Below are 19,644 nucleotides of genomic sequence, written 5' to 3'. Positions count from 1 at the left end.
GGAATCAGCCTGGCGGGGCGGCACGTAGTCGGACATCGGCCGGGGAGCGGCAATGACGAGGGCGGACTGTGGCCCGGGGATGTAAGCCCCTGAGCCGATGCGGCCACCCCGGCGGCTGTCTACGATCTTGGGCATGGAGACGACGCGACGCGGCCAGTGGCTGACGGACAGCCTGTTGGTGGCCGTCTACCTGGGGCTGATCGCGTTGACCGCGCCGTATCTGCGGGAGTACCACACGGCGACGCCCCTTCCGGACGGCTTGTACAACTACCAGCTGAATGTGTGGATAGTGCCGCGGGGCGGGGTGCTGGTCGATACCATCTACCGCGCCAACGGTTGGCAACGCTCGCTTCCGGCGCTGTGCACGGTCATCCTGCTGCCGATGCTCCGCCGCCGACCGCTGGTGTTCGCCGCCGTCACGAGCGTCGCCCAGGTGTTGGTCGCGACCGTGCACTCCCCCGGCGACGCCCGCTACACGATGCTCATCGCGATCGACATCTGCCTGGTCCCCATCGCGCTGGCCTGGCGGCGCCGTACGTCGGTCAAGGCCGCGCTCCTCATCCTGACCGGCGGCATCACCGCCTTCGCGGCTTTCCCGCCAGGCGCCTCGGATCTGATGCCGACTCACGTGGTCGTCATCACCCTGCTGACCATGGTGGCCTGGCTGCTCGGCAGCTCGACGCGGGAGCGCCGGGCCGGCGTCGTCCGGCAGCGCGCCGACGCCGCGACGCAGGCCGTGGCCAACGAGCGGCTGCGGATCGCCCGCGAGCTGCACGACATGATCGCGCACAGCATCGGCATCATCGCCATCCAGGCCGGCATGGGGAACCGGGTCATCGGCACGCAGCCGGCCGAGGCGCAGAAGGCGCTGCGCGCGATCGAGGAGACCAGCCGGGACACGCTGTCGCAGCTGCGGCGGACGCTCACCGCGCTGCGGCAGGACGAGAACTCCGACACTCCGACCGATCCGGCGCCGGGCCTGGCCGACCTGGACAAGCTGGTCGCGTCGACGAAGCACGCGGGCGTGCTGGCGATCGTCGAGCAGATCGGGATGCCGCGGCCGCTGCCCGGCGAGATCGACCTGGCGGCGTACCGGATCATCCAGGAGTCGGTGACGAACGTGGTGCGGCACTCCGGCGCCCGGACGTGCCGGGTCCGGGTGGAGTTCCAGGAGAGCGCGGTGTCGATCACGGTCGCGGACGACGGGCACGGCGTGCTGGGCTCCGGCGGCACCGGCTTCGGCCTGGTCGGGATGCGCGAGCGGGTGAGCCTGGTGCACGGGACGTTCAGCGCCGAACCCCGGGTCGGCGGCGGGTTCCTGGTGAGTGCCACACTGCCGGTGCCGGGAGGCTTCGAGACGACGTACACGTCCAGCACCATCGCGCACGACCCTGACCCTGACACTGACACTGACACCGATCGCCCCCGCGACCACGATCGCCCCCTCCCCGGCGCCCGACCCGCACCCGACCCGAACCCGGCGGTGACCCCGTGACCCTCGACCAGCCCGGCGACCAGAGCATCGACCAGAGCGCCGACCCCACCGCCGAGCGCGCCCCGATCCGGGTGATCCTGGCCGACGACCAGCCGCTGATCCGCACGGGCCTGCGGGTCCTGATCAACGACGCCCCGGACATCGAGGTCGTCGGCGAGGCCGGCACCGGCGCCGAGGCGGTCCGCCTGGCCGCGGCACACACCCCGGACGTCGCCGTGATGGACATCCGCATGCCCGAGATGGACGGCATCGAGGCCACCCGCCGCATCACCGAGTCCACCGGCCCCACCCGCGTCCTGATGCTCACCACCTTCGACGACGACGAATACGTCTACCCCGCACTCCGCGCCGGCGCGAGCGGCTTCCTGGTCAAAGACATGGCCCTGGACTCCATCCTGGACGCGGTCCGCGTCGTGGCCTCCGGCGACGCCCTCATAGCCCCGAGCGTCACCCGCAAACTGATCGCCGAGTTCGCCGTCCGCCCCGAACCCCACGGCACCACACCGAACCGCGGCAACAAGAACCTGCTGGACGGCGTCACCGAACGCGAACGCGAAGTCCTGACCCTGGTCGGCCGCGGCCTGTCCAACAGCGAGATCGCCGAGGAACTCTTCATCAGCGCCGCCACCGCCAAAGCCCACGTGGCGCGCCTGTTCACGAAGCTGGCGGCACGGGACCGGGTGCAGCTGGTGATCACGGCTTACGAGGCGGGCCTGGTGGCGCCTTCGCGCTGATGCGGTGTGGCGGTGGGTGGTCGCGTGCGGCTGGCGGCTGCTGATCGCGTGCTGACAGGCGGCGTGCGCCAGCCCCCACCGATCACCCGCTCAAAGCGCCGCGCCCATCACCTTCGGCATCTGCTGCTCCGCGATCTGCTTGCACACCGCCGCCGACGCCCCCGGCGCGGTCCCCTTCGCCATCGGCACCGTGAGCATCACCTCGGCGTTGTGCTTCACCTGCTCGACCGTGCACGTGCTCGCGGCGAAATCCAGCGATCCGTAGGCGATGTCGGGCGTCAGCGTCGTGAGCTGGCTGTGCCCGAAGATGTCCCGCGCGCGCCACTCGCCGTCGTGGACCTGCTTGTCCGGGTACTGATTCGTGGTCAGGGGGTCCATGTTGCTCTTCTGGTAAAGGTCCACTTCGACGAACGTCGCGCCGTCCGCCGTCTCGCAGCGGATGTTCGAGTACGCCGGGTCCAGCCCGTGGAAGGGCTCGGCGTGCGTCACGTTCTGCCCGACGTGGAACGCCGGCTTGCCCTGCACCGCGGCCGCGAGCTTGTCGCACGTCGGCAGGGAGGTGTAATCACTCGTGCCGCCACCGCGTAGGAGCAGCGCTGTCGTCGTCCCGGCGGCGGCCAGGACGACGACAGCGCCGACGATCCCCCATGTCTTAGCGCTCACTCATCGGATTATGGCAGCGTCCACTGCTGGTTGGTGCCGTCGTTGCAGTCCCAGATCTCCAGTTGCGTGTAGTTCGCCGTGTTGAACGCCGGGTCGTCCAGGCACTTGCCGGATCCCACGCCCACCAGCTCGCCGTTCGACTGCGGGACCCACTTCTGGTTCGCGCCGCCGTTGCAGTCCCACAGCTCCACGAGCGTGCCGTTGGTGGAGCTGTTGCCCGTCACGTCCAGGCACTTGCCGCTGGCACCGTTGAGCTGCAGGTAACCGTTGGCCCAGAACCAGTTCTGCGCCGCGCTGTTGTTGCAGTCGTACATCTGGACGTGCGTCCCGTTGGCCAGCGAGCCGGCGTTGTCGTCCAGGCACTTGCCGGCCTCCGCCGACGGAACCGGGCCGAGGTGCACGACCTGCGAGGAGACCGGCGTGATGGAGAAGTTCGAGAACTCATCCGTCTGGTATCCGGTCACCCCGAGCCCGGCCTGGCCGTTGGTCCAGGTCCCGTCGTTGACGCTGCCCACGGCGGTGCCGTCCACCGACGCCGTCAGCGTCGAGCCGTTCAGCTGGAAGGCGACCGTGTGCCACTTGTTCAGACCGAGCGAGGAGGTCGTCCCGCTCGCCAGCGTCGTGAAGTTCCACGCGGTGTCGCTCTTCACGATCGACCACGCGCCGGAGTCGCTGACCCGCAGATGGTAGGCGTTCAGGCCGTTGTTGTTCGTACCCTGCAGGTTCGCGCGCCCGATCAGCTCCACGCTGCTGGACTGCTCGAACAACGCATCGGTCTTGACCGTGTAGTTCGACCACGTCTGGTCGCCGATCAGCGTGTACGGCGCGTCATACGACTCACCGGTCCAGCGGATCGGCTGGTACGCCGCCATCTGCCGCAGACACGACCCCGAGCGTCCGCCGCCGCAGGACGTGGTCGCGAAAGCGCCGTTCATGTCCGAGAAGTAGAGCGGCGAGGTAGTCGTGGCCGGGGTGTTGAAGTTGTTCGTGTACGGCAGCGGCATCGTCGAGGCGGCCGGCGACGAGGTGACGCCCTTGCCCTGACCGGTCGTCGTCGTGAAGGTGTAGACGTAGCCGGGCTGCAGGGTCACCGTGTAGGACCCGCCGGACGGCGTCACGTCACCGCTGTGCACGAGCCAGTCGGAGGAGTTGCCGGAGTTCACGTTGGTCTGCCACACATGCACAGTCCCGTTCGACAGACCGCCGGCCACGTTCACCGTCATCGTCTGCGCGGCCGTGGCGTCCATGGTCTCCACCACAGTGCTGTAGTCGCTGCCGTTCGACGACTTCAGCGACACATAGCTGCCGTTGGCCCGGTTCCCGCCGAGGAACCCGCTGCCGGAGTCCAGGTACTTCCAACCCGGCGCGGTGAACTGCGAGGTCTGCGCCATGACCCAGGTGGTCTTGCCGATGTAGTAGTTCCCGGACCAGGGCTGGTTCGCGATCCCCAGGCCCTGGTCGGCGTAGTGCAGGTTCGGGTAGATCGCGGACACCAGCGGCCAGTTGATGTACGCGGTCATCTTCCCGTCGATGTAGTCCCGGTTGAGGGCGCGCGCGACGCTCGGGGCACCGAACGTGGAACTGCCGTCCGTCGACTCCGAGCCGTTCTCACTGGCCCACAAAGGCTTGTTGAGGCTCAGCGCGTTCTGCGTGCTGTTGCACGACAGGAACGCACTGCCGTAACCGCAGGGGTAGTGGACGCCGACGATGTCCACGGCGTTGTTGAAGCTCGAATCCGACGTCATGCTGTCGGCGACGTTCCACTGGTCGTCGGCCGCGACCACCTTGGTGGACCCGTGTCCGTGCGAGGCCAGCGCGCTCTTCAGGTTCTCGTACCAGGTGGTGTTGTAGCCCTTCTCGTTCCAGCCGCCGAGGTAGTCGACGGTCAGGTTGTGCTGGGCCGCGCAGCCGAACCAGTCCATCAGATAGTTGATGGTGTCGGTGGACCAGAAGCCGCCGTTGATCCAGCCCGGGGCACCCCAGGCCAGACCGTAGATCTTGATGTTCGGGTTCCGGGCCTTGGCCTGTTCGGCGAGCCACCACTCGTAGCCCTGGTTGCAGTCCACGACGCCACGGCTGTGCTCGTGCGAGGCCTCGGCCCCGTCGGTGGAGTTGGTGTCACCGCCGATCTCGATCTTGAGGATCTGCAGCGAGGCCCCGTATCCGGGCTTGAACAGGTAGTCCAGGATCTGGCTGCGCTGGGGCTCGGGGTAGTCGACCAGCAGGCGGGAGTTGCCCCCGCCGCCGCTGATCGCCCCGACGCCGTCGAAGGTGCGGCCCGAGGAGCCGCCGTCGACGGTGACGGTGGTGGAGGTGGCCGCGTGCGCCGCCGGGGAGGCGACGGCCCAGGCGGTCAGGACGCTGAGGAGGAGGATGAGGACGGCGGCGAGCGCGGTGCGTTGTCTTGCAGCGGGGGACATGAGCACGCTCCAACAAATTCGACTACGAATAAACGCCATCGATCGCAGTCGCACAGGCTAGGCGCAACGTCACCCATCGTCAACATCGCCGACACAATCCGTCGAGAGCCCGGCTTGAGGCGGCATTGACAGAACTCTTACATGTACTTACTGTCCGTGAGGGTTGCCCGGCGATCCACGCCTGGAGAAAGCTGAGCGTCGGGGCGGGGAACTGGTCCGCCTGCCCCGGCGCTCGAATCACTCAGCGCTCGAATCACTCAGGGCTCGAATCACTCAGCCGCCGGCCCCGACGCCGCGACGAGGTGCCGGATCCGCTCGGTCGTCCCGGGATCGGCGGACGCGACGAACGGCAGCGCGTTCCCGCCCTCCAACCGCACCGGCGCCCCGTCCAGCGCCGCGACGTGCCCGCCGGCCTCGGCGACCAGCAGCATCCCGGCGGCGTGGTCCCAGCAGTACTCCCAGGTCAGCACCATCCCCGAGCGCGAGCCGGCGGCCAGGTCGAGGTACTCGATCCCGCACGCGTCGAAGTACCGGACGTCCAAGCCCCCGTCGCGCATCGCGTCCACGCCGCGGCCGTAGCCGTGCGGCCACCAGACCGGGTGGCTGGTGGTGATCGGCAGGGTCGGAGCTGAGGGATCAGCGATCTGCGCGACGTGAGCCGGCCGGCCGTCCACCCACGCGCCGTGGCCGGCCAGCGCCGTACCGATCCGGCCCAGAACCGGCGCGTAGGACCACGAAGCCAGCAACTCGCCGCCCGCGGCCAGCGCCACCAACGTGGAGAACCGCGCGGAGCCGGCGACGAAGTTGCGCGTGCCGTCGATCGGGTCGACGATCCACACCGGCGCGCTGCCGGTCAGGGCGTCCAGCACCGAGGCGTCCTCGGAGACCGCCTCCTCCCCGACCACCACCGACCCGGGCAGGAACGCAGTCAGGCGCTCCCGCAGCAGGTCCTCGGCCTCCCGGTCGGCGACGGTGACCGGGTCCATCGGGCCCTTCATGGCGACGTCGGAGTCCTTCAGGCTCCGGAAGCGCGGCAGGACCGCTTTCTCATTGACGGAACGGATGATGTCTTCCACTACTGCCAGTTCCGCGAAGGAAATCACAGATCCACTCTCGCAGAGACTGTGCCGGCCGCGTCAGTGGCGGCGTTGTCAAACAGCGGCGTCGTCAAACGGTGGCGTTCTCGGTGGCAGCGTCGGCGTCCGTGGCAGCGTCGGCCTCCGCGCGCCAGCGTCCGCGATGCGCGATGTCGTCGACGGTGCGCCGCTTGATGGTCTTGCGCGACGTCTTCTGCCGCGCGTCCCGGTCCTCGTCCGGATGCCCGATCGCGACCGCCCCGATCGGCGTGAAGTCCGCCGGGATCCCGAACTCGGCACGCACGTTGTCGTTCGAGCCCGGCGGGATCCCGAAGTACAGCGCCCCGAGCCCCTCCTCGACCACCGCGAGCAGGAGCAGCATCGTCAGCATGCCGGTGTCGATGTGCCAGAACGGAACCGGCCAGCGGGCCTCGTCCCGGTCGGTCCAGCCCTTGTCGGGACGCGCGTACCGATCGATGTAGATCTCCTTGTTGGAGCAGGGGATCACGATCATCTGCGCGTTGCGCAACGGGGTGCCGGCGTACTCGTCCTCCGGATCCATCGCCTTCCAGAACGCGGCGCGGTCCTCGGCGGACTCCAGCACGAGCATCGCATAGCCCTGCGAGAACCCGGCGGATGGAGCCCGGTTCGCCGCGAGCAGCAAGCGCTCGCCCACCTCCGGGGCGATCGGCTCGGTCGTGAACGCCCGGACCATCTTCCGTTTCCGGATCACGTCCTGGAACTCCATGCTCACTCCGCCGCTTGCGAGGGGTCGGCGCCGAAGCACCCGGCGCCCAGCAGAACCTTGAGATCGGAGCTCAGCGCCGGCGAGTTCGCGACCCGCAGGTTGTCGCCGAGCTGGTAGCGGATGACCTTCTCGTCGTGGCTCTTCAGGTGCATGCGCACCGGGGTGGTGCCCGGGTGCCGGGTGAGGATCCGCTTGAGGCGCTCCACGGTCGCCGGGATCACCCGGGACTCCGAGACGTGCAGGACCACCGGCGCGCTGCTGCCGGCCCCGGAGATGTCCAGTATGGCGACCTCCATCGCGATCAGCTTCGGCACCTCGTCGCGCTTGTCCAGCCGGCCCTTCACCACGACCACCGCGTCCTCGGCCAGCTGCGTGGAGTACAGCTGGTAGGTCTGCGGGAAGAACATGGTCTCGATCCCGCCTTCAAGGTCCTCCACGGAGGCCGCGGCCCAGGTGTTGCCCTGCTTGGTGACCTTGCGGGCCAGACCGGTGATCAGGCCGGCGATGGTGACGATCGAGCCGTCGCCGCGGTCGTTCTCCCCGGTGAGCGAGGCGATCGAGCAGTCCGCTTTGGACGCCAGCAGGTTCTCCACGCCGGACAGCGGGTGGTCCGAGACGTACAGGCCCAGCATCTCCCGCTCGAAGCCGAGCAGCACCTTCTTGTCCCACTCGATGTCGGAGAAGGTCATCTCGACGCCGCCGGTGATGGCGTCCTGGCCGCCGTCCAGCAGCGAGCCGAACAGCGAGTCCTGGCCCAGCGCCTCCTGCTTCTTGACGTCCACCACCGAGTCGATCGCGCGCTCGTGCTGCTCGATCAGCCCGCGGCGGGAGTGTCCCAGGGAGTCGAAGGCGCCGGCCTTGATCAGCGATTCGATGGTCCTCTTGTTGCAGACCGGGAGGTCCACCTTGGCCAGGAAGTCGTTGAACGAGGTGAAGCGGCCCTTGGCCTTGCGGGTGGCGATGATCGAGGAGACCACGTTCTCGCCGACGTTGCGGATCGCGCCGAGCCCGAAGCGGATGTCGGTGCCGACCGGGGTGAACTGGTGCAGCGAGTCGTTGACGTCCGGGGGCAGCACCTTGATGCCCATCCGGCGGCACTCGGCCAGGTAGATCGCCGAGCGGTCCTTGTCGGTGGCCGTCGAGGTGAGCAGCGCGGCCATGTACTCGGCCGGGTAGTGGGCCTTCAGATACGCGGTCTGATACGCGATGAAACCGTAGGCGACGGAGTGCGACTTGTTGAACGCGTAGTCGGCGAACGGGACCAGGACGTCCCACACCGCCTTGGTGGCCTGGGCCGAATAGCCGTTGTCGGCCATGCCCTTCTCGAAGCCCACATACTCCTTGTCGAGGACTTCCTTCTTCTTCTTGCCCATGGCCCGGCGGAGCAGGTCCGCTTGGGCCAGCGAGTAGCCGGCGAGCACCCGCGCGGCGGCCATCACCTGCTCCTGATAGATGATCAGGCCGTAGCTGACGCCGAGGACCTCCTTGAGCGGTTCTTCCAGCTCCGGGTGGATCGGGGTGATCGGCTGCCGGTTGTTCTTGCGCTCGGCGTAGTTGATGTGCGAGTTCGCACCCATGGGCCCGGGCCGGTACAGGGCGATGATGGCGGAGACGTCTTCGAAGTTGTCCGGGCGCATCTGGCGCAGCAGCGAGCGCAGCGGGCCGCCGTCGAGCTGGAACACGCCCAGCGTGTCGCCCTTGCACAGCAGCTCGTAGGTGAGCGGGTCGTCGAGCGGGAACTCCAGCGTGTTGAGCCGCTTGCCGGTGGTGGTCTCGACATTGTTCAGGGCGTCGGTGATGATCGTCAGGTTCCTGAGACCCAGGAAGTCCATCTTGATCAGGCCGATTTCCTCGCAGGTCGGGTAGTCGAACTGCGTGATGATGACGCCGTCGGCGGGGCGCATCATGACCGGCACGTGGTCGGTGATGCTCTCCGGGGAGATGATGACGCCGGCGGCGTGCACGCCGGGCTGTCGGATCAGGCCCTCGACGCCGCGGCCGGTGTCGATGACCTTCTTGACGTCCGCGTCCTGCTCGTACATCCCGCGGATCTCGCCGGCCTCGCCGTAGCGCGGGTGGTTGCTGTCGAACACGCCGGTCAGCGGCATCGACTTGCCCATCACGTCCGGCGGCATCGCCTTGGTGATGCGGTCGCCCATCGCGAACGGGTAGCCCAGGATCCGGCTGGAGTCCTTGATCGCCGCCTTGGCCTTGATCCGGCCGAAGGTGGCGATCATCGCGACCTTGTCCTCGCCGTACTTCTCGGTGACGTAGCGGATCACGTCCGAGCGGCGGCGGTCGTCGAAGTCGATGTCGATGTCGGGCGGGGTGACGCGGTCCGGGTTCAGGAACCGCTCGAACAGCAGGTCGAACGGGATCGGGTCGACGTCGGTGATGCCCAGCGACCACGCGACCAGCGAGCCTGCGGCCGAGCCGCGGCCCGGGCCGACGGCGATGCCGTTGTCCTTGGCCCAGTTGATGAAGTCCGCGACCACGATGAAGTAGGACGGGAAGCCCATCGACAGGATGACGTCGAGCTCGAATTCCAGCCGGTCGTGGTAGGTCTTCTGGTCCGGGACCCCGGCCGGGAAGCGCTTGTTCAGGCCGTCGTAGGCGAGCTTGCGGAACCACTGGTCCTCGGTCAGCCCGTCCGGCGGGTCCAGCCGCGGCATCAGGTTCCGGTAGGCGAACATGCCCTCCGGGTTCACCTTCTCCGCGATCGCCAGCGTGTTCCGGCAGCCCTCCAGCCAGATCTCGTCGTTGGGCGAGATCGCCCGCATCTCGTCGGCGGACTTCAGGTAGTAGCCGTCGCCGCCGAACCGGAAGCGGTCCGGGTCTGCGATGTTCGAGGCGGTCTGGATGCACAGCAGCGCGTCGTGCGCGGTGGACTCGTGCTGGTAGGTGTAGTGCGAGTCGTTGGTGACCACCGGCGGGATGTTGAGCTTGCGGCCGATCTCCAGCAGGCCCTCGCGGACCCGGGTCTCGATGTCGAGGCCGTGGTCCATCAGCTCCAGGTAGAAGTTGTCCTTGCCGAAAATCTCCTGGTACTGGGCCGCCGCCGCGTAGGCCTCGTCGAACTGCTCCAGCCGCAGCCGGGTCTGGACGAAGCCCGAGGGGCAGCCGGTGGTGGCCATCAGACCGGCGGAGTGCTCCGCCATGAGCTCGGCGTCCATGCGCGGGTACTTGCGGGCGAAGCCCTCGGTGAACGCCCGCGAGGAGAGCTTGGTGAGGTTCTGCAGACCGGTGACGTCCCGCGCCCAGATCGTGGCGTGGCCGTAGAGGCCACCGCCGGAGACGTCGTCCGATTTCTGGTGCGGCTGGCCCCAGCGGATCGGCTTCTGGTTGTAGCGCGACTCGGGCGCCACGTACGCCTCGATGCCGAGGATCGGCTTGATGCCGGCGCCCATCGCCTGCTTGGTGAAGTCGGCCGCGCCGTGCATGTTGCCGTGGTCCGTCATCGCCACCGCGGGCATGCCCAACTCGGTGGCGTGTTTGAACATGTCCTTCAATCGCGCCGCACCGTCGAGCATCGAATACTCGGTGTGAACGTGCAGGTGGACGAAGGAATCGGACACGGAGGATCCTCCTGCGGTGGCGCGGCTTCGGTGGGGCACCGAGAGTCTAATCCGGTTCGCGGGGCCGGGCGCCGGGTGCCGATAAGCTGCGTACGGATCTGCTGGTAGGTAGGAGTGTGCGAGTGAAACTCGGGCGTGTCGCGTCGTGGTTCTTGGTCGCCTTCGGAGTGTGGTCGGTGATCATCTGGCCGCGCTTCATGGAGGCCATCTGGGACGACAAGAGGTCCTGGAACAACGGACCCACTTCGTTCTTCCTGGTGCACGCGGTTCTGGTGACGGTGTCGATCGTCGCGGGCGTGTCGATCGGCGTGATCGGGTGGCGCTCGGTGCGCGGGCTGCGCAAGATGAACGCGTGACTTCACACGGGGTGCCCGCGGTAACCGACGACCAACGCCGCGCCCGCCTGGCGACGCGGCATCTGTTGGCCCCCGGCTCGGCGGCGAAGACCCCGGAAGCCGTGACCGACGCCCTCGTCGCGCTGCACTCGACGGACGCCGCCTCGGTGTACCTGTCGGCGATGGCGCGCCTCCAGACGCCGTCGACGGCCGAGGTCGAGCGCGCACTCTACGACGACCGGACGCTGGTCCGGATGCACGGCATGCGCCAGACGCTGTTCGTGTTCCCGGCCGACCTGGCATCGGTGGTTCAGGCCTCGACGACCCGCGAGCTGTGGCTCAAGGAACGCGGCCTGCTGCTGAAGAACGCGGTGGCCGCGGGCCTCGACGAGGCGTGGCTGGAGAAGGTCGAGGCGGCGACGATCGCCGAAGTCCGCCGCCGCGGCTCGGCGACCGGCGCGGAACTCGGCAAAGCCGTACCGGGCCTGCGGGACCAGGTGCTGTACGGCAAGGGCACGAAGTGGGAGGCCTGGCAACCGGCCTCCGGCCGCGTCCTACGTGTCCTCGGCTTCGACGGCGCGGTGGTCCGCGGCCGACCGGTCGGCACCTGGCTGTCGAGCCAGCACCGTTGGGAACCGGGCACCGGCCACGCGGACATCCCCGTCCCGGAGGCGCAGGCGGAGCTGGCCCGCCACTGGCTGCACGCCTTCGGGCCCGCGACGGAAGCGGACCTGAAGTGGTGGACCGGCTGGAAGGTCACCGACGCCCGCAGAGCACTGAAGGCGATCGAAGCGACGGAAGTGGCACTGGCCGACGGCACCGGCTGGCTCCTCCCGGACGACCTCGACCCGCTCCCGACGCCGCAGCCCTGGGCCGCCCTCCTCCCGGCCCTGGACCCGACGACGATGGGCTGGCAAGGCCGCGACTGGTACCTCGCCGAGGAGATCAAGCCGCACCTCTTCGACCGCGCGGGCAACGTCGGCCCGACGGTCTGGTGGAACGGCGAGGTCGTCGGCGGCTGGACACAACGCACCGACGGCACGATCGCCACCAAGCTGCTCCGCGACGTCGACCGCGAGGGCCAGAAGACGATCGCGGCAGAGGTCGAGCGGTGGCAGGGGCTTTTGGGCGAGATGCGGGTGACGCCTCGGGTTCGGACACCGTTGGAACGAGAGCTTGGTGGGGCCTGAGCTTCGCTCGCACGGCCACCTTCCCGCCGACTGCTTGGCCGCCCCGCTGAACACACGCTGGTGCGTGTGAGCCGCCGACTCGATGGTTACCGACCGCTCACCGCTCGCCGCTCACTGCTTGCGATTGCCTGTCGGCCGCCGGCTGCTTGACCGCCCCGCTGAACACACGCTGGTGCGTGTGAGCCGCCGACTCGATGGTTACCGACCGCTCGCCGCTCGCCGCTTGCGATTGCCTGCTGGCCGCCGGCTGCTAGACCGCTCGCCTGCTGGCGCTTCCGTGCCATGCGTCACAGACCGCGCGCCAGTCGCTGGCTCATGGTTCCGGCCAGCTCGCCGCGATTGTTGGCGAGCCGGACTGATCCACCTCGCGCAGCTGCCGGCCGTCACTCGCTTGGCCGCTCGTCCCCCTCTGCTGCCAGCTGACCTGCTGGTTTTCGCTCCGGTCGGCGCGCCGCCGACCACCTTCCGCGGCTGCTCTCCCCGCGCGACCATCCCCCTCGGTTCGCCGCATATTCCTTGACAGGCATATAACCACCGAGGCACACTCGCCTCATGACAGTCGCCGCAGCGTTCCAAGCTCTCGGCGAGCCACGCCGGCTGGCCATCGTGGAGCTGCTCCGCGAGGGCGAGAAGTCGGTCGGCGAGTTGTCCGAGCGCCTGGGCGCGAGTCAGCCGGCGGTGTCCAAGCACCTGCGGGCGCTGCGGGAGGCCGGGTTGGTCGAGGTGCGGCCGGATGCGCAGCACCGCTTCTACCGCATACGGCCCGAGCCGCTCGCCGAGGTCGACGACTGGCTGGCGCAGTACCGCTGGCTGTGGACCCGCAGCCTGGACCGCCTGGAAGCACATCTGGAAGACCGGAGGAAGACATGAGCGAGGCATCGTTGACGACCGGGGGTACTCAGGGGGCCGCGATCCGCCTGGAGCGCGTGCTGCCCGATCCCCCGCAGGTCGTGTGGCAGGCCCTGACCGAGCGCGACCAGCTCAAGAAGTGGTTCCCGTGCGACGTGATCGTCGACGGCGAACGCTGGGTGCCCGGGGCCGGGATCACCTTCCCGTTCGGGCCCGAGCCGGACGCGTTCACCATCAAGGGCGAGGTCCTGGACGTCCGCGAGCCCGAGTCCCTGTCCTTCACCTGGGGCGAGGAGACGCTGCGCTTCACCCTCACCCCGCAGGGCACCGGCACCCTGCTCGTCCTGGTCGACGAGCTGCGCCCGGCGTTCGCCGCACGCAACGCCGCGGGCTGGGAATCGTGCCTGGACCTGCTGGCCACCGGCACCCGCGACAAGGACGCGTGGCAGCCCATGTTCGAGCACTACACCGCCGTGTTCTCGCCGACCCTCGGCGAGCAGGAGGGCCCGCCGGCCGGCATGGCGTGAGCCGACACGGACGTCGCCACAGACGTCGCCACAGAGACGTCACCTCTTCGGATCAAGGCACCGAACCCACCGCCTACCGGATCCGTTTCCTGCTGGAAGCAGTACCACTCGAACCTGCCCAGGAGGAACATCCATGTCTGATACCCGCACCCCCACCCCCGCGCGGCCCCTCCTACGCTCCCCGTGGGCCCGGCGGCTGGCCACCGCGGCCGTGGCCGCGACGTGCCTCACCCTCGCCGCCGCGCAGTCCGGCGCCACCGCCACCGCGGCGGCCCGCTCGCCCTTCGTCGGCCCGCTGCACACCGTCTCCACCATCGCCTCCACGGTCCCGGCGAACGGCGACGTCAACCCCTACGGCGTCGCCGTCGTCCCCCGCAGCGTCGGACGCCTGCACGGCGGGGACGTCCTGGTCAGCAACTTCAACGCGGCCTCCAACCTGCAGGGCACGGGCACCACGATCGTCCAGGTGGCCCCGGACGGCACGGTGTCGCAGTTCGCCGCGATCGACCCGGCGCACCTGCCCGGCAGGTGCCCCGGCGGCGTCGGCCTGACCACGGCCCTGTCGGTCCTGCGCAACGGCTGGGTGATCGTCGGCAGCCTGCCGACGGCGGACGGCACCTCCGCGACCGCGCAGTCCGGATGCCTGCTCGTCCTCGACAGCCGCGGCCGGGTCCAGGAGACGATCACCGGCCACGGACTCAACGGCCCCTGGGACATGACCGCCCTGGACCTCGGCGACGTCACCGAGCTGTTCGTCACCAACGTCCTGAACGGCACCGTGGCCGCGAACGGCGCGACGGTCCACCACGGCTCCGTCGTCAGGCTCCTGATCAGCTCGGGCCCCGAGTACCCGCCGACGGTCCTGGACTCGCGCGTCATCGCCTCCGGCTTCGGCGAGCGCACGGACCCCGCCGCCCTGGTGGTCGGGCCGACCGGCGTCGGGCTGGACCAGCAGGGCACGCTGTTCGTCGCCGACTCCGTCGGCAACCGCGTCGCGGCGATCCCGAACGCGACCTGGCGCGGGACGGACGCCGGAGCGGGCCGCACCGTCACCGCCGGCGACGCGCTCAACACCCCGCTGGGCCTGGCCGTCGCACCGAACGGCGACGTGCTGACCGTCAACGCCGGCGACGGCAACCTCGTGGAGACCACCCGCGGTGGCGTCCAGGTGGCCGAACGGACGCTGGACACCAACGGATCGCCGTCCGGCGCCGGGAACCTGTTCGGCCTGGCGGTCGCCCCCGACCGGCGCTCGCTGTACTTCGTCGACGACTCCTCGAACACGCTGAACCGCCTGTCCGCACCCTGACCGACGCCAATCCACCGCGCCTGACAGCAAAGCAGTAGCCTGACAGCAAAGCAGTACCCAGAGCCCATCCTCGCACGGCGGCGGTCACGACGGCGATGCCGATCGTAGCCGCCGCCGGACCTTTGCCACTCCAGGTATTCACCTGACCTCACGCGGCAATCGGACCTCGAATCGCTGCGCGAACACGACTATGTCCATCATTGTCGGCACCTCCGTGCATTCGCCGTCTGCGACCGGATCGCACCGACTCCAGCTCGGCGCAGCAGACTCTTGAGTCGATCATCGATGGTCGGGCATCCTGGAAGGCTTGCCAGGCGCCGAGACAGACCGGCGCCTATTTCGCCGTGCGCGGATTTGAACCGCGCACTTCCGCGACAAGCCTTGTTCATCTAAAAGTTCTGTCAAGTACCCTATGCGCCTTAAGTGCTGATCTGTACTTTCCCTTGTGGGTTCAGCCCTGTCACGGGCCCTGCCCGGCCCTCAGAGCCTCATCGCCCTCACCCACAAACCCGTCCGCCACCTCTCTTCAGGAGAACCGGAATGCTCAGATCTGCCATCCGCCGTTTCGGGCTCGGCGTGGTCGCCACCGCGACCGCCGCGTCCGGCGCGATGCTGGCGCCGGCCGCCCACGCCGCCGGCACCTACAGCCTGCTGATCCTGCCCGACCAGGGCGAGAACGCGATCTACAGCTTCATCAACAGCGCCACCAAGACCGTCGACGTCACGATGTACGAGCTTCGCGACACCACCATCACCACGGCGCTGGTGAACAAGCAGAAGGCGGGCGTCCAGGTCCGGGTGATCCTGGACGGCAAGCAGACCTCGGTGAACAGCGCGGCCTACAGCGCCCTGCAGGCCGGCGGCGTGCCTGTCGTCTACAGCTCCTCGGCGTTCACCTACACGCACCAGAAGACGATCACCGTCGACGGCGCGACGTCCTGGATCAGCACCGGCAACCTGGACAGCACGTACTACGCGACCTCGCGCGACTACTCGGTCTTCGACACCGACCAGAACGACGTGGCGGCCGTCGAGCAGGTCTTCGGCGCCGACTTCACCGACACCTCGATAACCCCCGGCGACGGCGACAACCTGGTCTGGTCGCCGACCGACTCGCAGACCCACCTGCTCGCGCTGATCAACGGCGCCACCAAGACGCTGGACGTGCAGGAGGAGGAGTTCGGCGACCCGGCGCTGGTCAGCGCGATCGTGGCGGCGGCGCAGCGCGGCGTGACGGTGCGCTGCGTGCTGGAGAACACCGGCGGCAAGTACAACAGCCAGATCAGCCAGGTCGAGGCGGCCGGCGTCAAGGTCACGCAGTACACCTCGCAGACCGGTTTCTACATACACGCCAAGGCGATCGTCGCCGACTACGGCACGTCGAACGCGAAGGTGTTCCAGGGCTCTGAGAACTTCTCGGACAACTCGCTGAACCACAACCGCGAGCTCGGCCTGATCATCTCCGACTCCGGTGTGTTGACCGGTATCGAGAACACCTTCACCGCCGACTTCAACCAGACGCCGAGCAACGGTGGCGGCGGCAGCACCTCGACCGTGGCGGTCAGCAACCCGGGCAACCAGACCGGGACCGTCGGGACCGCGGCCTCCGTGCAGGTCTCGGCTGCCGACTCGGCTGCCGGCCAGACCCTGACCTACGCGGCCACCGGCCTGCCGGCCGGCCTGGCGATCAACAGCGCGACCGGGGCCATCTCGGGGACCCCGACCACTGCGGGCACCAGCTCGGTGACGGTCACCGCCACCGACGGCACCGGCGCTTCCGGCAGTACCGCGTTCAGCTGGAGCATCAGCTCGGCTGGCGGGACCGGCGGGACCGGCGGCTGTGCCGGCGCCGGCCAGCTGTTGGGCGACCCCGGGTTCGAGGACGGGAGCGGCGACAGCGCGTGGACCGCTTCATCCAGCGGCATCATCAACGACGACACCGCCGACGAGCCGGCGCATTCCGGTTCGTGGGACGCGTGGCTGGGTGGCAATGTCAGTACGACTGACACGCTGTCGCAGTCTGTTGCGATTCCGAGCGGCTGCTCGACGTACACGTTCAGCTTCTGGCTGCACACCGACACTACGGAGACCAGCAAGACCAAGGCTTACGACAAGCTGACCGTGCAGGTGCTGGACGGCTCGGGCAACGCGCTGGGGACGTTGAAGACGTTCACGAACCTGAACGCCAGCAGCGGTTACACGCAGCAGAGCATTTCGCTGGCGCAGTATGCCGGGAAGACCGTGACGCTGGAGTTCACCGGGACCAACGACTACGAGGACCCGACCTCGTGGATGATCGACGACACCGCGCTCACTGTTAGTTGACGTTGGAAGCTGGACATTGCTTAGAGGCCGCTCCCGGTCGCCGTTCGCGGCGGTTGGGAGCGGCCTTCTCAGTGCCCTGCTACCGGGGTTCAGAAGGCGTCGGCGTGCTCCTCGACCCAGCTGCGGAAGTCGCGCGGCTTGTGTCCGGTGAGGGTCTCGACGTCCGGGCTCACCGCGTGCGGGTGCTCCAGCGACCGCTCCCAGAACTTCAGGATGTCGGCCAGGATCGGGGCCGGAACGAAGGCTCCCATCTGCTGGCGCACCTGCTCGACGTCGATCTCGACGTAGCGGATCGGCCGGCCCAGCACCTCGCCGAGGATGCGTGCCTGGTCGGCGTGCGTCAGGAGCTCCGGGCCGGTGATCTGGTAGGTCTTGCCGTCGTGGCCCTCGGTGGTCAGGGCGGCCACGGCGGCGTCGGCGAGGTCGGCCTCGTGGACCACGGGAGCGGCGGCCTCGGCGTAGGCGCCGCGGATCTCGTCGCCGTTCTTGGTCTGGTAGCCCCACGGCAGGCTGTTGGCCGCGAAGGTGTTCGCGCGCAGGAAGGTCCAGCGCATGCCGGAGGCGCGCAGCAACTGCTCGATCTCGAAGTGGCTGGCAGCGATCGGACCGTCCTGGACGTCCAGGTCGTCGTCCACGGCTCCGGACGACAGCAGGACCACGTGCCGCACCCCGGCGGCCTCGGCCGCGGCGACGAAGTCCGCGCCGAGTCCCGGCGCCGGGAACAGGTACACCGACTCGACGCCTTCCAGCGCCGGGCCGAGGGACGCCGCGTCGGCCAGGTCGCCCTCGACGGCCCGCACTCCGAACGGCCACTCGGTCTGCGAGGGCCGGCGGCTCAGCGCCCGCACGTCGTGGCCCTCGGCGGCCAGCCGCTCCACGACGATCTGCCCGACGTTCCCGGTCGCACCCGTAATCAGGATCATGAGGTCTCCAGCCCTAGCTGCGTGAACGGTGTCCTTCTCGGACCCGCATGAGGAACACTAGGAGGACTTGCGGACAGGTTCTGTCCTCGTTTCGGGGCGGATTCCGGGCGAGTTCGGGGCAGGCTTCGGGCAAAGTTCCGGGCAGGCTCCGGGCAAAGTTCCGGGCAGGCTCCGGGTAGGTTCCGGCGCACTTCAGAGAGTTGGGAGAGCATGCTTCAGACCTCGGCGCGGCTGCTTCGTCTACTCTCGCTGCTCCAGTCCCGCCCGGACTGGCCCGGATCCGAACTCGCCGAGCGCATGGAGGTCACCACGCGGACGGTGCGCCGCGACGTGGACCGGCTGCGGGATCTGGGTTATCCGGTGGAATCCACGCCGGGTATAGCCGGGGGCTACCGTCTCGGCGTCGGCGCGGCTCTGCCGCCGCTGCTGTTGGACGACGACGAGGCGGTCGCCGTGGTGGTCGGGCTGCGCGGGTCGGCGGCGGGGTGGGTGAGCGGGATCGAGGAGAGTTCGCTGCGCGCGCTGAGCAAGATCGAGATGATCCTGCCCTCGCGGCTGCGGCACCGCGTCAGCAGCCTGCAGTCGGCCATCATGCTGTTGCCCGGCGACTGCCCGGTCGTGGACGCCGCGCTGCTCACGGCATTGGCGGCGGCGTGCCGCGCGCACGAGGGCGTGCGCTTCGGGTATCGGGAGGTGACGCGGCGCGTCGAGCCCTACCGCGTGGTCAGGGCCGGACGGAACTGGTATCTGCTCGCCTACGACCTCGACCGGGACGACTGGCGCACATTCCGCGTGGACCGCGTCGCCGGCCCGATCCAGCCGGGGGCGCGCTTCACGCCGCGGGCGGAGCCGGCGGGTGGGACGGAGACTTATGTGTCGGACTCGCTGACACGTGCGCCGTATCGGTATCAGGCCACGATTTTGTTTCACGCACCGCTGGAGAAGGTGGCGCAGACCACGACGCCGACGGCGGGGCGGCTTGAGGCGCGCGACGAGGATTCGTGTTTGTACTACACGGGGGCTGAGGCGCTGGACACGATCGCTGTTTACATCGCGCTTAAGGGGGTTGAGTTCGAGGTGCTGGAGCCGCCGGAGCTTCGGGAGTTTGTGGGGGATTTGGGGGCGCGGTTGAGTCGGGCTGTTGGTGGGGTGGGTGAGTGGGTGGGTGGGTGAGTGGGTGAGTGGGTGGGTGAGTGAGGCGCGTCGTGGTCTAGCAATGGTGCCCGAGTTGCGGTCGATCTGTGGGGTTACAGGCGATTTTTACGGCTTCGCGCAGGGGTTGATGACCTCGCAGGGGGACGCAGTTCGGTTGTGCCCCGCATGTTGCGTTGGCGGCTGGCGGTTTTCGTGGACACGACCACGCGTTGGTCCAAATGTGGGCACAGCATCTCGGCGGCTGGCGGTTTTCGTGGGCAAGACCGCGCACCGGTCCAAATCTGGACACAGCATCTCGGCGGCTGGCGGTTTTCGTGGGC

General features: G+C 68.7%; 15 protein-coding genes. 9 read left to right on the top strand and 6 right to left on the bottom strand.

The features are described 5' to 3' along the window. The first annotated feature begins 133 nt into the window (after window positions 1–133). Together ABH935_RS23870 and ABH935_RS23865 are read left to right on the top strand one after the other, a co-directional pair. Window positions 134–1,495, top strand: coding sequence for a sensor histidine kinase (locus ABH935_RS23870; RefSeq protein WP_370380148.1), 1,362 nt, complete (start codon window positions 134–136; stop codon window positions 1,493–1,495). A gap of 26 nt (window positions 1,496–1,521) precedes the next feature. Continuing rightward, on the top strand, window positions 1,522–2,229 hold the full coding sequence (locus ABH935_RS23865) for a response regulator (protein ID WP_370380317.1): 708 nt from the start codon (window positions 1,522–1,524) through the stop codon (window positions 2,227–2,229). A 90-nt stretch (window positions 2,230–2,319) separates the two neighbouring features. Here ABH935_RS23865 and ABH935_RS23860 read toward each other — a convergent pair whose 3' ends face one another. The 5 genes from ABH935_RS23860 to dnaE form a co-directional block, all read right to left on the bottom strand. Continuing rightward, the gene (locus tag ABH935_RS23860) at window positions 2,320–2,892 is read right to left on the bottom strand and encodes a hypothetical protein (protein WP_370380147.1); all 573 of its coding nucleotides are present in this window, start codon (window positions 2,890–2,892) and stop codon (window positions 2,320–2,322) included. An 8-nt stretch (window positions 2,893–2,900) separates the two neighbouring features. Further along, window positions 2,901–5,312 (bottom strand): ricin-type beta-trefoil lectin domain protein, encoded by a 2,412-nt coding sequence (locus ABH935_RS23855; RefSeq protein WP_370380146.1) that lies wholly within the window; start codon window positions 5,310–5,312, stop codon window positions 2,901–2,903. Window positions 5,313–5,581: 269 nt separating this feature from the next. Beyond that, window positions 5,582–6,415, bottom strand: a complete 834-nt coding sequence (locus tag ABH935_RS23850; protein WP_370380145.1) for an inositol monophosphatase — start codon at window positions 6,413–6,415, stop codon at window positions 5,582–5,584. 64 nt (window positions 6,416–6,479) lie between these two features. Then, window positions 6,480–7,136 carry a nitroreductase family protein gene (locus ABH935_RS23845; protein ID WP_370380144.1) on the bottom strand — a complete coding sequence of 219 codons (657 nt, stop codon included), beginning with the start codon at window positions 7,134–7,136 and terminating at the stop codon, window positions 6,480–6,482. Between the two features lie 2 nt (window positions 7,137–7,138). Then, window positions 7,139–10,711, bottom strand: a complete 3,573-nt coding sequence (dnaE, locus tag ABH935_RS23840) for a DNA polymerase III subunit alpha (RefSeq protein ID WP_370380143.1) — start codon at window positions 10,709–10,711, stop codon at window positions 7,139–7,141. 122 nt (window positions 10,712–10,833) lie between these two features. Here dnaE and ABH935_RS23835 point away from each other — a divergent pair, with 122 nt between their 5' ends. The 6 genes from ABH935_RS23835 (at window position 10,834) to ABH935_RS23810 (ending at window position 17,246) form a co-directional block, all read left to right on the top strand. Then, a complete protein-coding gene (locus tag ABH935_RS23835) occupies window positions 10,834–11,067 on the top strand; it encodes an SCO4848 family membrane protein (RefSeq protein ID WP_370380142.1) in 234 nt (77 codons plus the stop codon). Continuing rightward, window positions 11,064–12,236: a winged helix DNA-binding domain-containing protein gene (locus tag ABH935_RS23830; protein WP_370380141.1), complete on the top strand. Its 1,173-nt coding sequence runs from the start codon at window positions 11,064–11,066 to the stop codon at window positions 12,234–12,236. The genes ABH935_RS23835 and ABH935_RS23830 overlap by 4 nt, the downstream gene beginning before the upstream one ends. Before the next feature lie 552 nt (window positions 12,237–12,788). After that, on the top strand, window positions 12,789–13,106 hold the full coding sequence (locus ABH935_RS23825; RefSeq protein ID WP_370348190.1) for an ArsR/SmtB family transcription factor: 318 nt from the start codon (window positions 12,789–12,791) through the stop codon (window positions 13,104–13,106). Further along, window positions 13,103–13,612: an SRPBCC domain-containing protein gene (locus ABH935_RS23820; protein WP_370380140.1), complete on the top strand. Its 510-nt coding sequence runs from the start codon at window positions 13,103–13,105 to the stop codon at window positions 13,610–13,612. Before ABH935_RS23825 ends, ABH935_RS23820 begins: the two co-directional genes overlap by 4 nt. Before the next feature lie 133 nt (window positions 13,613–13,745). Next, window positions 13,746–14,921 carry a hypothetical protein gene (locus ABH935_RS23815; RefSeq protein ID WP_370380139.1) on the top strand — a complete coding sequence of 392 codons (1,176 nt, stop codon included), beginning with the start codon at window positions 13,746–13,748 and terminating at the stop codon, window positions 14,919–14,921. A gap of 540 nt (window positions 14,922–15,461) precedes the next feature. Beyond that, window positions 15,462–17,246: a phospholipase D-like domain-containing protein gene (locus tag ABH935_RS23810; protein WP_370380138.1), complete on the top strand. Its 1,785-nt coding sequence runs from the start codon at window positions 15,462–15,464 to the stop codon at window positions 17,244–17,246. Window positions 17,247–17,335: 89 nt separating this feature from the next. Here the strand turns inward: ABH935_RS23810 and ABH935_RS23805 are convergent, their stop codons facing one another. Further along, window positions 17,336–18,169, bottom strand: a complete 834-nt coding sequence (locus tag ABH935_RS23805) for an NAD(P)H-binding protein (RefSeq protein WP_370380137.1) — start codon at window positions 18,167–18,169, stop codon at window positions 17,336–17,338. Between the two features lie 210 nt (window positions 18,170–18,379). On the opposite strand from ABH935_RS23805, the gene ABH935_RS23800 reads away from it, so the two are divergent. Next, entirely contained in the window at window positions 18,380–19,342 is a 963-nt protein-coding gene (locus ABH935_RS23800) for a helix-turn-helix transcriptional regulator (protein ID WP_370380136.1), read from the top strand. Window positions 19,343–19,644 lie beyond the last annotated feature (302 nt).

It is taken from the genome of Catenulispora sp. GAS73 (assembly GCF_041262085.1).
GTDB lineage: Bacteria > Actinomycetota > Actinomycetes > Streptomycetales > Catenulisporaceae > Catenulispora.
The sequence above is the reverse complement of the archived record's forward strand: the minus strand, read 5'-3'. Positions and strand labels throughout refer to the sequence as shown.